Annotated in this window: 12 protein-coding genes; 11 read left to right on the forward strand and 1 reads right to left on the reverse strand. The window is 43.3% G+C overall.

Annotation, left to right across the window (positions count from 1 at the left end; translation table 11 throughout):
- Positions 1-224: 224 nt before the first annotated feature.
- From M1F74_RS06030 to M1F74_RS06080, 11 genes are all read left to right on the forward strand, one after another.
- Positions 225-356 carry a teichoic acid D-Ala incorporation-associated protein DltX gene (locus tag M1F74_RS06030; protein ID WP_007518064.1) on the forward strand — a complete coding sequence of 44 codons (132 nt, stop codon included), beginning with the start codon at positions 225-227 and terminating at the stop codon, positions 354-356.
- A gap of 20 nt (positions 357-376) precedes the next feature.
- Positions 377-1,927, forward strand: coding sequence for a D-alanine--poly(phosphoribitol) ligase subunit DltA (dltA, locus tag M1F74_RS06035; RefSeq protein WP_247946581.1), 1,551 nt, complete (start codon positions 377-379; stop codon positions 1,925-1,927).
- Positions 1,924-3,168, forward strand: a complete 1,245-nt coding sequence (gene dltB / locus M1F74_RS06040; protein WP_221160290.1) for a D-alanyl-lipoteichoic acid biosynthesis protein DltB — start codon at positions 1,924-1,926, stop codon at positions 3,166-3,168. Before dltA ends, dltB begins: the two co-directional genes overlap by 4 nt.
- 13 nt (positions 3,169-3,181) lie before the next feature.
- Complete coding sequence (gene dltC, locus M1F74_RS06045) at positions 3,182-3,421, forward strand: D-alanine--poly(phosphoribitol) ligase subunit DltC (RefSeq protein ID WP_000351968.1); 240 nt, start codon at positions 3,182-3,184, stop codon at positions 3,419-3,421.
- Positions 3,414-4,682: a D-alanyl-lipoteichoic acid biosynthesis protein DltD gene (gene dltD, locus M1F74_RS06050; RefSeq protein ID WP_247946582.1), complete on the forward strand. Its 1,269-nt coding sequence runs from the start codon at positions 3,414-3,416 to the stop codon at positions 4,680-4,682. The genes dltC and dltD overlap by 8 nt, the downstream gene beginning before the upstream one ends.
- Positions 4,683-4,820: 138 nt before the next feature.
- Positions 4,821-6,884, forward strand: coding sequence for a cell surface ecto-5'-nucleotidase Nt5e (nt5e, locus tag M1F74_RS06055; RefSeq protein WP_247946583.1), 2,064 nt, complete (start codon positions 4,821-4,823; stop codon positions 6,882-6,884).
- A 148-nt stretch (positions 6,885-7,032) separates the two neighbouring features.
- On the forward strand, positions 7,033-7,473 hold the full coding sequence (gene adcR / locus M1F74_RS06060; RefSeq protein WP_001249328.1) for a zinc-dependent transcriptional regulator AdcR: 441 nt from the start codon (positions 7,033-7,035) through the stop codon (positions 7,471-7,473).
- A complete protein-coding gene (locus M1F74_RS06065; protein ID WP_247946584.1) occupies positions 7,473-8,177 on the forward strand; it encodes a metal ABC transporter ATP-binding protein in 705 nt (234 codons plus the stop codon). The genes adcR and M1F74_RS06065 overlap by 1 nt, the downstream gene beginning before the upstream one ends.
- The gene (locus tag M1F74_RS06070) at positions 8,170-8,976 is read left to right on the forward strand and encodes a metal ABC transporter permease (protein ID WP_000950023.1); all 807 of its coding nucleotides are present in this window, start codon (positions 8,170-8,172) and stop codon (positions 8,974-8,976) included. Before M1F74_RS06065 ends, M1F74_RS06070 begins: the two co-directional genes overlap by 8 nt.
- A 9-nt stretch (positions 8,977-8,985) precedes the next feature.
- Positions 8,986-10,491 (forward strand): zinc ABC transporter substrate-binding lipoprotein AdcA, encoded by a 1,506-nt coding sequence (adcA, locus tag M1F74_RS06075; RefSeq protein WP_125413854.1) that lies wholly within the window; start codon positions 8,986-8,988, stop codon positions 10,489-10,491.
- 534 nt (positions 10,492-11,025) lie between these two features.
- Positions 11,026-12,705: an alpha-L-fucosidase gene (locus M1F74_RS06080; protein WP_247946645.1), complete on the forward strand. Its 1,680-nt coding sequence runs from the start codon at positions 11,026-11,028 to the stop codon at positions 12,703-12,705.
- A gap of 36 nt (positions 12,706-12,741) precedes the next feature.
- Here the strand turns inward: M1F74_RS06080 and M1F74_RS06085 are convergent, their stop codons facing one another.
- Positions 12,742-14,829: a GH92 family glycosyl hydrolase gene (locus M1F74_RS06085; RefSeq protein ID WP_247946585.1), complete on the reverse strand. Its 2,088-nt coding sequence runs from the start codon at positions 14,827-14,829 to the stop codon at positions 12,742-12,744.
- Positions 14,830-14,866 lie beyond the last annotated feature (37 nt).

Genomic DNA, 14,866 nt, shown 5'->3' on the forward strand with positions numbered 1-14,866 from the left:
ACTGTTTAATTTCTGATGACTGGTATAGGAGATTTATAGAAATGGAAATCTTTGCCTGCATCTGCTGTTAACATTTTAATTTATCTTAAAATAACCTAAAACGAACTTTTAAGTTATGGTAAACAGTTGAAAAAAAGGTTGATAAAGTGGTAAAATGTTAGGAAGATAAGTTACTAATAGTGCGTATTTGTAGTCGATAGAAATGATATATTAATGGATAGCTTATGAAAAAACAACGAAACCTACATGTATTTTTAGGCCGGACGGCCCTATATTTTGTAATCTTACTTGGCTTGCTTTATTTTTTTAGTTACCTTGGGCAGGGACAAGGTGGCTTTATTTATAATGAGTTCTAGTTTAAAGGAGAAAAAGAACTGTGTCTAATAAACCGATAAAAGATATGATTGAAACGATTGAGCACTTTGCTCAAATACAACCAACATATCCTGTCTATAATGTTTTAGGTCAAGAGCATACTTATGGTGATCTGAAGGCTGATTCAGATAGTTTAGCTGCAGCTATCGATCGACTTGACTTGCCTGAGAAATCTCCAGTCGTCGTTTTTGGTGGTCAGGAATATGAGATGTTGGCTACCTTTGTAGCGCTAACTAAGTCAGGTCATGCCTACATCCCAATTGATAGCCATTCGGCCTTGGAACGAGTTTCTGCTATCGTAGAAGTTGCAGAGCCAAGTTTGATTATTGCCATCTCAGATTTTCCATTAGAGCAAACTATCACACCGATGCTGAATTTAGAGCAAGTCCATGAAGCTTTTGCTCAAGCTTCCAGCTACGAGATGACCCATCCAGTCAAGGGAGATGACAACTACTACATCATCTTTACTTCTGGTACGACTGGTAAGCCTAAGGGAGTGCAGATTTCCCATGATAATCTTCTCAGCTTTACCAACTGGATGATTACAGATAAGGAATTTGCGACGCCAAATCGTCCACAAATGCTGGCTCAGCCCCCTTATTCTTTTGACCTATCTGTCATGTACTGGGCGCCAACCTTAGCACTGGGTGGTACGCTTTTTGCTCTTCCTTCAGCCATTACTCAGGACTTCAAAAAACTCTTTGCGACGATTTTTTCCTTGCCCATTGCTATCTGGACCTCAACACCATCCTTTGCAGATATGGCCATGTTGTCAGAAGACTTTAACAGTGAGAAAATGCCAGGAATCACGCATTTCTACTTTGATGGTGAAGAATTGACAGTCAAAACAGCTCAAAAACTACGCGAGCGATTCCCAAATGCCCGTATTATCAATGCCTACGGACCAACAGAAGCGACGGTAGCTTTGTCAGCAGTTGCCGTCACTGATGAGATGTTGGCGACTCTCAAACGCCTGCCAATCGGCTATACTAAGGCTGATTCTCCAACCTTTATCATTGATGAGGAAGGTAAGAAAGTTCCAAATGGTGAACAGGGAGAAATCATCGTTTCTGGGCCAGCTGTTTCAAAAGGCTATATGAATAATCCTGAAAAAACGGCAGAAGCTTTCTTTGAATTCGAAGGTCTTCCAGCCTACCATACAGGGGATGTAGGAACCATGACAGATGAGGGCTTGCTTCTCTATGGTGGACGCATGGATTTCCAGATTAAGTTTAATGGTTATCGCATTGAACTTGAAGATGTCTCTCAAAACCTCAACAAGTCTCGCTATATCGAGTCGGCTGTTGCTGTCCCACGTTATAACAAGGACCACAAGGTACAAAATCTACTGGCCTATGTCATCCTAAAGGACGGCGTTCGTGAACAGTTTGAACGTGATATCGATATTACCAAGGCTATCAAAGAAGACCTAGCAGATATCATGATGTCTTATATGATGCCGTCTAAGTTTCTCTATCGAGATAGTTTGCCGCTAACGCCTAATGGTAAAATTGATATCAAGGGCTTGATTAACGAGGTAAACAGTAGATGATGGAGCTTTATAAACAGCTACCTCATTTGGAACCTTATGGTGATCTTCAGTACTTTTTATACGTAATTGCTGCGACTTTACCTATCTTTATTGGTCTTTTTTTCAAGAAACGTTTTGCCTTGTACGAGGTGCTCGTTAGTCTCTTCTTTATCGTCACCATGTTGGTAGGTGGAAAGACGAATCAAATAAGCGCTCTTATCCTTTATGTTATCTGGCAAGTACTTCTTGTATCTTTCTACAAAAGGTACAGGAAACAACGGGATAGTAAATGGATATTTTACCTAGTTAGCTTTTTATCTCTATTGCCTATCGTCTTTGTGAAAGTATCTCCTGCTATTCATGGACCTCAATCTTTGTTTGGATTTTTAGGGATTTCTTACCTAACCTTTCGTGCTGTTGGGGTTATCGTTGAGTTAAGAGACGGTGTCATTAAGGATTTAACGATTTGGCAATTCTTACGTTTTCTTCTCTTTATGCCGACTTTCTCGAGTGGTCCCATTGATCGTTTTAAACGCTTCAATGAAAATTATGAGACCATTCCTGAACGGGATGAGTTAATGAACATGCTAGAAGGGGCTGTCAAGTATATCATGCTTGGCTTCCTTTACAAGTTTATCTTGGCCCATGTTTTGGGAGAGATATTACTGCCTCCGCTGAAAAATTTGGCCTTGCAGACAGGCGGTTTCTTTAATCATTATGCTCTGGCGGTGATGTATACTTTTGGTCTAGACTTGTTCTTTGACTTTGCGGGCTACTCTATGTTTGCCTTAGCCATCTCCAATTTGATGGGGATTCATAGTCCCATCAACTTTAACAAGCCTTTTTTGTCAAGGGATTTAAAGGAGTTTTGGAATCGTTGGCACATGAGTCTGTCTTTCTGGTTCCGTGACTTTGTCTTTATGCGGATGGTCATGGTGTTGACCAGAAAGAAGGTCTTTAAAAATCGCAATGTGACCTCAAGTGTAGCCTATATTCTCAATATGCTGATTATGGGATTTTGGCATGGTGTGACCTGGTACTATATCGCCTATGGACTTTTCCATGGGATTGGGCTAGTTATCAATGATGCTTGGGTTCGTAAGAAAAAAGCGCTCAATAAAGAACGGAAAAAAGCTGGGAAGGGTTCCTTACCTGAGAATCGCTGGATTCAGTTGCTTGGCATGGTTGTCACCTTCCATGTCGTGATGGTTTCATTCTTAATCTTTTCTGGATTTTTGAATGATTTATGGTTTAAAAAATAAAAGGATATAAAAAATGGATATCAAATCAGAAGTTATTGAAATTATTGATGAGTTGTTTATGGAAGATGTTTCTGACATGATGGATGAAGATCTTTTTGATGCTGGTGTCTTGGATAGCATGGGAACGGTTGAATTGATTGTTGAGATTGAAAACCGTTTTGACATTCGTGTTCCAGTGACGGAGTTCGGTCGTGATGACTGGAATACGGCTAATAAAATCGTAGCAGGTATCACGGAGTTAAAGAATGCTTAAACGCTTGTGGCTGATCTTCGGGCCTATCTTCATTGCTGGCTTTTTGGTTCTTCTACTCATCTTTTTTTATCCAAGTACAACAAGCCATAATCTGACGGAGGAGAAGTACTCGGCGGCTTCTGTTAGTACAGAGAGCTTTAAAGAGAGAAGCCAAAAAGTGAAGGCCCTTACGGATCCAAATATACGTTTTATTCCTTTTCTAGGGTCCAGTGAATGGATTCGATTTGATAGTGTCCATCCAGCTGTTTTAGCAGAAAAATACAATCGTCCCTATCGTCCTTACTTTCTAGGCCAGGCAGGGGCAACCTCTCTCATCCAATATTTTGGATTACAACAAATCTTGCTGGAAATAGAGAATAAGCAGGCTGTATTTGTGATTTCGCCTCAGTGGTTTACGGAGACAGATTATGAACCCGCAGCGTTTCAGAGATTTTTTAACAGCGACCAGTTGACAGCTTTTTTGGAAAATCAATCTGGGGACATTTCGGCTAAGCATGCTGCGACGCGTTTGTTGAAGCAGAATCCTAGTGTGGCACTGAAAGGCATCCTTCAAAAGCTTTCAAAAGGAGAGGACTTGTCAGATGCTGATCGACTTATCATCAACCTCTTTGCACGATTCAATGAAAAGCAGTCCTCTCTTTTTGGTCAATTTTCCATTCGGGGGAAACTCAAGTACAAAGAACATGTAGAAAACTATTTAAAAGATCTTCCTGATCAGTTTTCCTATGACGCTTTAGAAGAAATTGCTCGTAAGGATGCAGAAGCAAATACGACCAATAACGATATGGGGATGGAGAATCAATTTTATAAGACTCAGGTTAAAGACCACCTCGATAGATATAAGGATCATCAAAAAAATTACAGCTTCCTTAAGTCAACGGAGTACAATGATTTGCAGCTGGTTCTTAATCAATTTGCTAAGTCGAATGTCAATGTACTCTTTATCATCCAGCCCGTCAACAAGAAATGGATGGAATATACAGGTCTCAGCGAAGAAATGTACCAACATACAGTGGAGAAAATCCGTTACCAGTTAGAAAGTCAAGGCTTTACCAACATTGCTGACTTTTCAAAAAACGGAGGAGAACCTTACTTTATCAAGGATACCATCCACTTAGGTTGGTTGGGCTGGTTGGCTTTTGATAAGGTTGTGAATCCCTTCTTGACGGATCCGAAACCAGCTCCAGACTACAAGATGAATGACCGTTTCTTTAGTAAGGACTGGGCGACCTATGATGGAAATATCAAAGATTTCCAATAAATCGATTAAAAAAACTTGAACTTTTTGGTTCAGGTTTTTTTGGTTAAATAGCGAATATTTTATATAAAAACCAGTCAAAAGTTTTATTTTTTATAGAAATATCGTATAATATAAAGGAAAAAAGAAAAGGATTTCAAAATGAATAAACGTTCTTTGTTACCTGTCTTGTCGACAGCTCTATTAGCCCCAGCCTTTTTAGCTGGACAAGTCTACGCTGAAGAAGCAACAACTCCTGCGGAAAGTTCAGCTGTTGTAGCAACTCCCGCCACGTCGGAGGCTCCTGCTCCTGTGTCGAACCCTGTAGCGTCAGCAACTCCAACAAACGAGGTAGAGACTCCAGCAACCGTTGCATCTGCAGAAGCTCCGTCAGCTCCTGCTGAATCTACTAAAAGCGAAGAAAAGGACACCGTTATCTTACACACCAATGATGTCCATGGTCGTATCGTAGAGGAAAAAGGAGTAATTGGAGATGCCAAGTTAGCGACTGTCATTGAGCAGGAACGTGCGAAATCAAATCAAAATACTCTGGTTGTTGATGCGGGAGACGCCTTCCAAGGTTTGCCGATTTCCAACTCTACGAAGGGTGAAGCGCGTGCTGAAATTCTCAATCAGATGCAGTATGATGCCATGGCAGTAGGAAACCATGAGTTTGACTTTGGCCTTGATGAAGTTAAAAAATACAAGGAAATCTTGAAATTCCCATTACTTAGCTCAAATACCTATGTCAATGGTGCTCGTCTCTTTGAAGCTTCTACAATCGTTGATAAAGATAAGACTGTGGAAGGTGATGAGTTTGTTGTAATCGGCGTGACAACACCTGAAACAGCAACCAAAACTCACCCTAAAAACATTAAAGGGGTAACTTTTACAGATCCAATCTCTGAAGTCAATAAGGTCATCGAAGAAGTTCAAGCCAAGGCTCGTGCAGAAGGCAAGGACTACAAACACTATGTTGTGCTCGCTCACTTGGGTGTAGATACCACAACTCCAGTCGAGTGGCGTGGTTCAACCTTGGCAGAAGCTCTATCTAAAAATCCTCGTCTCAAAGGCAAACGTGTGACAGTTATTGATGGGCATTCTCATACAGTAGCTTCCACAACTTATGGCAACAATGTTACCTATAACCAAACAGGAAGTTACCTTCATAATGTTGGGAAAGTTATCTACAAATCACGTCAGCTTTTGGGGAATCCTACGTTGATTGCAGCTGCTGATGCCAAGAAATTGACTGCCAATCCAAAAGTTGAAAAACTAGTCAAAGACATTAAACAAAAATACGATGCTGAAAATGCAGTTGAGATTGTCTCAAACAGCCCTGTAGAACTAAACGGTGATCGTGAAAATGTTCGAGTTCGTGAAACCAACCTCGGAAACGTCGTAGCAGACTCCCTCTATCAGTATGGTCAAACAGGATTTAGCCATCCGACAGACATCGCTGTGACAAATGGTGGTGGCTTGCGTGAAACCATTGCAAAAGGCAAACCAATCACTAAAGGAAATGTTATTGCCGTTCTTCCTTTTGGAAATACCATTTCACAAATCCAAGTGACGGGGCAACAAGTTTTGGATATGTTTGAAAAATCACTCGGATCTATCTTGCAGGTCGATAAGGATGGCAAGAAGGTCTTGGATGAGAACGGGCAACCATTGTTAGAACCAAGTGGTGGTTTCTTGCAAGTTTCGGGTGTGAAGGTCTACTATGATACCAACCTACCATCAGGCAAACGTGTCTTGGCCATCCAGGTTAAAAACCGTGCAACAGGTCGTTATGAACTACTGGACCTCGCAAAAAACTACTATCTTGCAACCAATGATTTCTTAGCTGCAGGTGGTGATGGCTACACTATGTTGGGTGGCGCTCGTGAAGAAGGCCCATCTATGGATGCTGCCTTTGAAGAGTATCTGAAAACCGCTGATTTGACCCAGTATGAAAAGATTAATCCGAACTCACGGACGATTTCTGTGGATTCTACAACTTTTAGTCTGCCAGTAGAAACGCCTCAAACGAATGCAGCTGCTAGCGATGCGACTACGAATGTACCACTGACTTATGAGGTGGCAGGTCAATTTAGCAAGAAGGCAGTTGTCTCAGAAAAAGCTCTCCCAAATACAGGAAGTGAACAATCCATCTTCTTGCTCTTGATGGGAATGGTAGCTGGTTTGGCAGGTATCTTATCGAGCCGAAAACCAAAGCTAAAATAGGTTAAATTTCACATCTAGAAGAGTCTAGGGAAACGTTTTTACGCCTTTTTCCCTTGACTCTTTTTTGGTTTATGATATAATTAACCAGTAAAGAATCGGTGGCTATCTATGTTTTTTTACTAAAAGATAGCTAGGGAAGGAGTAACACATGAGACAGCTTGCACAGGAAATCGATAACTTTTTAAACGAGGTGATCTTGAGATCTGAGAACCAGCATGAAATTCTGATTGGGCATTGCACAAGTGACGTAGCCTTGACCAATACTCAGGAACACATCCTCATGCTCCTGTCAGAAGAATCCTTAACCAACTCGGAGTTGGCTCGTCGTCTCAATGTCAGTCAGGCGGCAGTGACCAAGGCTATCAAGTCTTTGGTCAAAGAGGGTATGTTAGAGACATCTAGAGATCCAAAAGATGCGCGTGTGATCTTTTACCAACTGACAGAACTAGCTCGACCAGTGGCAGAGGAACACCACCATCATCATGAACACACGCTCTTAGCCTATGAACAAGTAGCAAGTCAGTTTACTCCAAATGAACAAGAAGTGATTCAGCGGTTTTTAACTGCTTTAGTAGGAGAAATCAAATAATGCGGTATATTACAGTAGAGGACTTGTCTTTCTATTATGACAAGGAACCTGTCCTCGAGCATATCAACTACAGTGTTGATAGTGGGGAGTTTGTTACCCTGACTGGTGAAAATGGGGCTGCCAAGACGACGCTTATCAAGGCGAGCCTAGGCATCTTGCAACCAAGATTTGGCAAGGTAACCATCTCAAAGACAAATACTCATGGGAAAAAGCTAAGGATAGCTTATCTTCCCCAGCAGATAGCTAGTTTTAATGCTGGTTTTCCAAGTACAGTTTATGAATTTGTCAAGTCGGGTCGCTATCCGCGAAAGGGCTGGTTCCGTCGCTTGAATGCTCATGATGAGGAACATATCAAGGCCAGTCTAGACTCAGTTGGTATGTGGGAACACCGTGACAAACGAATTGGCTCCCTCTCTGGTGGGCAAAAGCAACGAGCAGTTATTGCAAGGATGTTTGCTTCTGACCCAGATATCTTTGTCTTGGATGAGCCGACAACAGGGATGGATTCAGGGAGCAAAAATGAATTTTACGAGCTCATGCACCACAGTGCTCATCACCATGGCAAGGCTGTTTTGATGATTACCCATGATCCTGAGGAGGTCAAGGACTATGCGGATCGCAATATTCATCTAGTTCGTAACCAAGATTCGCCATGGCGTTGTTTTAACGTTCACGAAAGCGACCAGGAGGTGGACCATGCTTAGTTTGTTATCATATGACTTCATGCAGCGTGCCTTCTTGGCGGTCATTGCCATGAGTCTCTTTTCTCCAGTTCTTGGGACCTTCCTTATCTTACGTCGTCAGAGTTTGATGAGTGATACCCTCAGTCACGTTTCTCTATCAGGAGTAGCCTTTGGTCTGGTTTTGGGAATTTCTCCAACTATTTCAACCATTGCTATCGTCTTGATCGCTGCGGTCTTTCTAGAGTATCTCCGGACAGTCTATAAGAACTTTATGGAAATCGGAACAGCTATCCTCATGTCAACAGGACTTGCAGTGTCTCTTATCGTGATGAGTAAGGGCAAAAGTTCTAGTTCCATGAGTTTGGACCAATATCTCTTTGGGTCTATTGTGACTATTAGCCAGGAGCAGGTGATTTTCCTCTTTGCCATTGCTGCGGTCGTTTTGCTCTTGACTTTCTTATTCTTGCGACCAATGTATATCCTGACCTTTGATGAGGACACGGCCTTTGTGGATGGCTTGCCCGTTCGTACTATGTCCATCCTCTTTAACATGGTGACAGGGGTGGCCATTGCCCTTATGATTCCAGCAGCAGGAGCCCTTTTGGTGTCGACCATTATGGTCTTGCCAGCTAGTATTGCCCTTCGTCTGGGGAAAAACTTCAAATCCGTTATGTTGCTAGCCAGTGCTATTGGCTTTTTGGGAATGGTGGCAGGACTTTATATTTCCTACTATGCGGAAACACCTGCTAGCGCTAGTATCACCATTATCTTTGTAGCTGTCTTTTTGTTAGTCAGTCTACTGAAACGTTTTATCAAATAGGAGAATGAAATGAAAAAACTGAGCTTACTACTAGCTAGTCTATGTGCCTTGTTTTTAGTGGCTTGTTCCAATCAAAAGCAGGCAGATGGGAAACTCAATATCGTGACAACCTTTTACCCTGTCTACGAATTTACCAAGCAAGTCGCAGGAGATACTGCTAATGTAGAACTTCTAATCGGTGCTGGTACAGAACCCCATGAGTACGAACCGTCTGCCAAGGCAGTTGCCAAAATCCAAGACGCAGATACCTTTGTCTATGAAAATGAAAACATGGAAACTTGGGTTCCAAAATTGTTAGAATCCTTGGATAAGAAAAAGGTGAAAACCATCAAGGCGACAGGTGATATGCTCCTCTTGCCAGGTGGTGAGGAAGAAGAGGAAGGGCATGATCATGGCGGTGAGGGTCACCATCACGACTACGATCCCCATGTTTGGCTTTCACCAGCACGCGCCATCAAACTGGTAGAGCATATCCGTGACAGCTTGTCAGCAGATTATCCTGATAAAAAAGAGACTTTTGAGAAGAATGCGGCTGCCTATATCGAAAAATTGCAAGCCTTGGACAAGGCCTACACAGATGGCTTGTCTCAAGCCAAACAAAAGAGCTTTGTGACCCAGCACGCTGCCTTTAACTACCTTGCCTTGGACTACGGTCTCAAGCAAGTATCCATCTCAGGTCTCTCACCAGATGCAGAACCATCAGCAGCACGTTTGGCAGAATTGACCGAGTATATCAAGAAAAACAAGATTTCTTATATCTACTTTGAAGAAAATGCCTCACAAGCCCTCGCCAATACCCTTTCCAAAGAAACAGGTGTCAAACTAGACGTGCTCAATCCGCTAGAAAGTCTGACAGAAGAAGCAACCAAGGCTGGTGAGGACTACATCTCCGTGATGGAGAAAAACCTCAAGGCTTTGAAGCAGACAACGGACCAAGAAGGACCAGAAATCGAGCCAGAGAAGGAAGAAAATACCAAGACAGTTCACAATGGTTACTTTGAGGATGCAGATGTCAAAGATCGTACCTTGAGTGACTATGTTGGCAACTGGCAGTCGGTCTATCCTTTCCTTGAGGATGGAACTTTTGATCAAGTCTTTGATTACAAGGCTAAGTTGACTGGCAAGATGACCAAAGATGAGTACAAGGCTTACTATAGAAAAGGTTATCAGACAGATGTGACCAAAATCAACATCACGGACAACACTATGGAATTTGTTCAAGGTGGTCAAAGCAAGAAATTCACCTATAAGTATGTCGGCAAGAAAATCTTGACTTATAAGAAAGGCAATCGTGGTGTGCGCTTCCTCTTTGAAGCGACAGATGCGGATGCTGGACAGTTCAAGTATGTTCAGTTTAGTGACCACAATATCGCCCCAGTTAAAGCAGAACATTTCCATATCTTCTTTGGAGGTACTAGCCAAGAAGCCCTCTTTGAAGAGATGGATAACTGGCCAACCTACTACCCAGATAACCTATCTGGACAAGAAATCGCCCAAGAAATGTTGGCGCATTGATGCAAGAGAAGATCCCGCAAATCTGCGGGATTTTTTGCTGGAAATGATTAGGTTGTTAGGTATTATAGTACATAGCTGTGCTGTTCACAATGTGATAAAGCAGTCATTTTTTGCTTAGTAGACTTTGGCTGATTCTAACTAGCTGGCAAATACAAAAGCTACGATTGTACAAATTATAGAATCTTTTCAGGGGATTTAGGAAGAAATCTTAGTCATATTGACGCTACTATCGCTTTTTGTTATAGTCAAGGAGAGAGCGGTCTGGAACAATAGTTTATTCACAGCCTGTGGATAAGTCTATGGAAAAATAACATACAACTCTGGGTGTTGAAGTATCCTGATAATAGTTCCGTATATTAGTGACTTGCTAGAGAGCTGGCAGAAACCCTGGTACAAAGCTATTTGATAAAGGTCTGTTTAGGGTGAAAGCTTCCAAGTCTAAAAGCTGGAGTCTGAAAAGACTAGTTTTTAGGTATGTTTTCTTATCCACAAGTTGTGGATAACTTTGTGAACAAGAGAAAGAGATATGAGATGATGACGAACATAAAACCACATAGGCCATTACCAAGTCAGGCCCAGCTGGATTATTTAGAGGATGAACTAGCTGCCTTTATCCATTTTGGCCCCAATACCTTTTATGACCAAGAATGGGGAAGTGGGCAAGAGGATCCTATGCGTTTTAACCCGACCAAGTTAGATGCGCGTGAATGGGTTCGGGTACTCAAAGAAACAGGTTTTAAAAAACTGATTTTGGTGATCAAGCACCATGATGGTTTTGTCCTCTACCCGACAGCTTATACAGACTATTCGGTCAAGGCTAGCCCTTGGAGGGGTGGAAAGGGGGACTTGCTCCTTGAGGTTTCCAAAGCTGCGACTGAGTTTGACATGGACATGGGAGTGTATTTGTCTCCTTGGGATGCTCACAGTCCCCTCTATCATGTGGACCGAGAAGCGGACTACAATGCCTACTATCTGGCTCAGTTGAAGGAAATCTTGTCAAATTCTGCCTATGGCAATGCCGGTAAGTTCTCTGAGGTGTGGATGGATGGTGCTCGAGGGGAAGGGGCCCAGAAGGTCAACTATGAGTTTGAGACCTGGTTTGAAACCATTCGTGACTTGCAGGGCGATTGTTTGATTTTCTCAACTGAGGGAACTAGTATTCGCTGGATTGGCAATGAACGGGGCTATGCAGGGGATCCCTTGTGGCAAAAAGTCAAGCCCGATCAGTTGGGGACCGAGGCGGAATTAGATTATCTACAGCACGGTGATCCCTCGGGTACGTTGTTTTCAATCGGTGAGGCAGATGTTTCCCTTCGGCCGGGTTGGTTTTACCATGAGGATCAGGATTCCAAGTCTCTTGAGGAATTGGTCGAAATCTACTTTCACTCGGTGGGGCGGGGAACCCCTCTCTTGCTCAATATTCCTCCAAACCAAGATGGTCTCTTTGATGAAAGGGATATCCAGCGATTGTATGAATTTAGGGCCTACTGTGATGAGCTCTACAAAGAAGATTTGGCTCTGGGAGCCAAGATATCTGGTCCGGCTCTATCACCAGACTTTGCCTGTTCTCACCTGACAGATGGACGGAAGACCAGTTCATGGGCAAGTGATGCAGAACTGCCAATTCAGTTAGAGCTCGATTTAGAGTCACCTAAAACTTTTGATGTGATCGAGCTGAGGGAAGATTTGAAGCTAGGACAACGCATCGCTACTTTCCATGTTCAGGTAGAGTTGGATGGTGTCTGGCAGGAGTTTGGAACAGGATTTACAGTAGGCTATAAACGCCTTTTGCGCGGATCCATGGTAGAGGCTCAGAAGGTGCGTGTAATCATCACAGAGGCACAGGATTTGCCAGTATTAACTAAGATTTCACTTTATAAAACACCTAGCTTGTCAAAAAAAGAAGCTGTTCAGCAACTGGAGTTTTCAGAAAAAAGTCTCGCTGTGACCAAGGGAGAAAATATCCACTTTACAGTGAAACGCAGAGAATCTAGCAGTCCTTTAGAAGCTAAGATTTCGATTCAACCAGGGACGGGTGTGCATGGTGTCGCTTATCAGGATGAGATTCAAGTTATTGAGTTTCAAGCTGGCGAGACTGAAAAAAGATTGACGCTCCCAACCTTGTATTTTGCAGGAGATAAAAGCTTGGACTTTTATCTGAATCTGACGATAGATGGGCAGCTTGTTGACCAGCTTCAGGTCCAAGTTTCATAAAAGAAGAACCTTTGCGCGATGCAAAGGTTCTTTTGGTTATGAGTGATTTGGTAGCCAGCTGAGGGTGAAGGTCAGTTGTTCAGCTTTTAAGAGGTCTTGGTGTTGGATGCTAGATACAGAGGTCTTGTCCAATCGACACTCTTTGACAAAGTTAAAATGGCTGTAGTTTTGCTCGGCATGGATATCTAACCATTTATTTTCCTTAGCTAGGTAGACACGCAGATGGTCAAAGAGAGGGATTCCGAGGTCGTAGCTGGGTTTGCCTGGACAGGTCGGGTAGAATCCAAGAGCCGACCAGATGTACCAAGCAGAGAGACTACCGTTGTCCTCATCGCCAGGATAGGCTTGCCAACTTGGGTGAAAGGCTTTCTGACGTATCGACTTTATGAGAAGAGCAGTGTAGTCTGGGTAGTTGCTGTAGCGAAAGAGATAAGGGATGTGGAAGCTAGGCTGGTTGGAAATGGCGACTTGTCCAAAAGGAGCAGTAGCCATCTCGCTCATCTCATGAATCTCGTAACCATAGCCAGTCGTCTCAAAGAGTGGAGCATCCTGACAGGCTTTCAAAAGGTAGTGGCTAAAGGTTTCTTTTCCACCCATCAGTTGGATTAAGCCAGGGATGTCGTGTAGAATGCCTAAAGTCGCTTGAATGGCAGAGCATTCAGCGTAGTCTCGCCCCCAACTATAAGGGGAGAAGTCAGGGTGGAAGTTTCCTTGACTATCTCGCGCTCGCATGTAGCCCGTCGCAGTGTCAAATAGATTGCGGTAATTTTGTGATGCAGTTCTATAAGTTTCCGCGATGTCATTCTGACCAAGCTTTTCGGCACAGCTGGCGATACAAAAGTCACTATAGGCGTAGTCTAGGGTGTGGCTGACGCTTTCGTGGTGGTCGGTAGAGAGGTAGGCCAGTTCTTGGTATTGTGCCAAACCGTGACGACCATTGATGCCGAGAGGGTCGGACTTAGTGGCTGTCTCCAACATGGCTTGGAGGAGTTCTTCTTCCAAGTCAGGAGCCATTTCCTTGCAGGCACTATCTGCGATAATACCGTCCAATAGAGTCCCTGGCATCATGCCACGTTCATCTGGGGCTAGCCATTTAGGCAGAAAACCAGTATCGCGGTAGCTATTGAGGAAACCTTCTAGAAAGCGGTGATAGTGTTCCGGTATGATAAGGGCAAAGAGGGGGAAGGTGGTGCGAAAGGTATCCCAGAAACCATTGTTGTTAAAGAGAACACCAGGCTTGACAGTATCAGTAGACAAATCCATGTGGATGGCCTGCCCTGACTCGTTCACCTCATAAAATGTCTGTGGGAAGAGGAAGAGTCTGTAGAGGCAGTGGTCAAAGAAGGTTCGGTCGGCTTCCCCTATCTCAAGAACATCAAAACGATGGAGGAAATTTTCCCAGTCCGCTTTCGCACTTGCTTTACAGCTATCAAAGTCCGTTTGAGGTAGATTAAATAGCGCTTGAGAAGGAGAAATAAAAGAAGTTGCTAATTGGATCTCAGCATGACTATTTGCTAAGTCAATTCGCCAGTCTCCACTTTCTTGGCTGACAGCAAGAATATCCGTATTCATTTGTAGAGCAGTAAAGAGTATCAGAGGACTTTTATTGGTCTCTGTTTTTCCGTCTTGTCTTAGGGCAAGATTCCTCTTATCTACTTGCTCTACGGTCAGTTCATCTGCTGCGTGAAGGTAGAGGGCGAGGGCTTTGCCTTGCTTTTGCTCTAAGCGTATAGAGGCACCGTAGCAAGTCGGTGTTAGCTGGGTTTCAATCTGATAGCGCAGGGAGAAAATTTTCAGATAATGAGGTTGGAAAGAGGCCTTATCCATATCATAGGAGGCTTGACGGTGAAAGAGGCTATCTCCGCCCAGTTGGCCTGTAACAGGTGTCAGAAGGAGCCAAGAGTAATCCCCAATCCAAGGACTGGGTTGATGGGTCAAACGAATCCCCTGAAAAATAGGCAGATGCGGATCGAAAAACCAAGCTCCATCCTGGTCGCTGGTCTGGGGAACAAAATAATTCATCCCAAAAGGAACGCCCGTGTAGGGCAGGGTATTTCCTCGAGAAAAGGCATGCTTGCTAGCAGTCCCAAAGCGGGTATCGATGGTCTCAAGTAGTGGTTTCATAGTCTTTCCTTTAGCTGTTTTTCTACATTATATCAGA

It is taken from the genome of Streptococcus oralis (assembly GCF_023109315.1).
GTDB classification, from domain to species: Bacteria; Bacillota; Bacilli; order Lactobacillales; family Streptococcaceae; genus Streptococcus; species Streptococcus oralis_BS.

Excerpts from the sequence above, each read along its gene's own strand:
- M1F74_RS06065 (WP_247946584.1), top strand. The coding sequence starts at position 7,473 with ATGCGGTATATTACAGTAGAGGACTTGTCTTTCTATTATGACAAGGAA.
- dltD (WP_247946582.1), top strand. The coding sequence starts at position 3,414 with ATGCTTAAACGCTTGTGGCTGATCTTCGGGCCTATCTTCATTGCTGGC.
- M1F74_RS06080 (WP_247946645.1), top strand. The coding sequence starts at position 11,026 with ATGACGAACATAAAACCACATAGGCCATTACCAAGTCAGGCCCAGCTG.
- dltC (WP_000351968.1), top strand. The coding sequence starts at position 3,182 with ATGGATATCAAATCAGAAGTTATTGAAATTATTGATGAGTTGTTTATG.
- dltB (WP_221160290.1), top strand. The coding sequence starts at position 1,924 with ATGATGGAGCTTTATAAACAGCTACCTCATTTGGAACCTTATGGTGAT.
- M1F74_RS06070 (WP_000950023.1), top strand. The coding sequence starts at position 8,170 with ATGCTTAGTTTGTTATCATATGACTTCATGCAGCGTGCCTTCTTGGCG.
- M1F74_RS06085 (WP_247946585.1), bottom strand. The coding sequence starts at position 14,829 with ATGAAACCACTACTTGAGACCATCGATACCCGCTTTGGGACTGCTAGC.
- adcR (WP_001249328.1), top strand. The coding sequence starts at position 7,033 with ATGAGACAGCTTGCACAGGAAATCGATAACTTTTTAAACGAGGTGATC.
- nt5e (WP_247946583.1), top strand. The coding sequence starts at position 4,821 with ATGAATAAACGTTCTTTGTTACCTGTCTTGTCGACAGCTCTATTAGCC.
- M1F74_RS06030 (WP_007518064.1), top strand. The coding sequence starts at position 225 with ATGAAAAAACAACGAAACCTACATGTATTTTTAGGCCGGACGGCCCTA.
- adcA (WP_125413854.1), top strand. The coding sequence starts at position 8,986 with ATGAAAAAACTGAGCTTACTACTAGCTAGTCTATGTGCCTTGTTTTTA.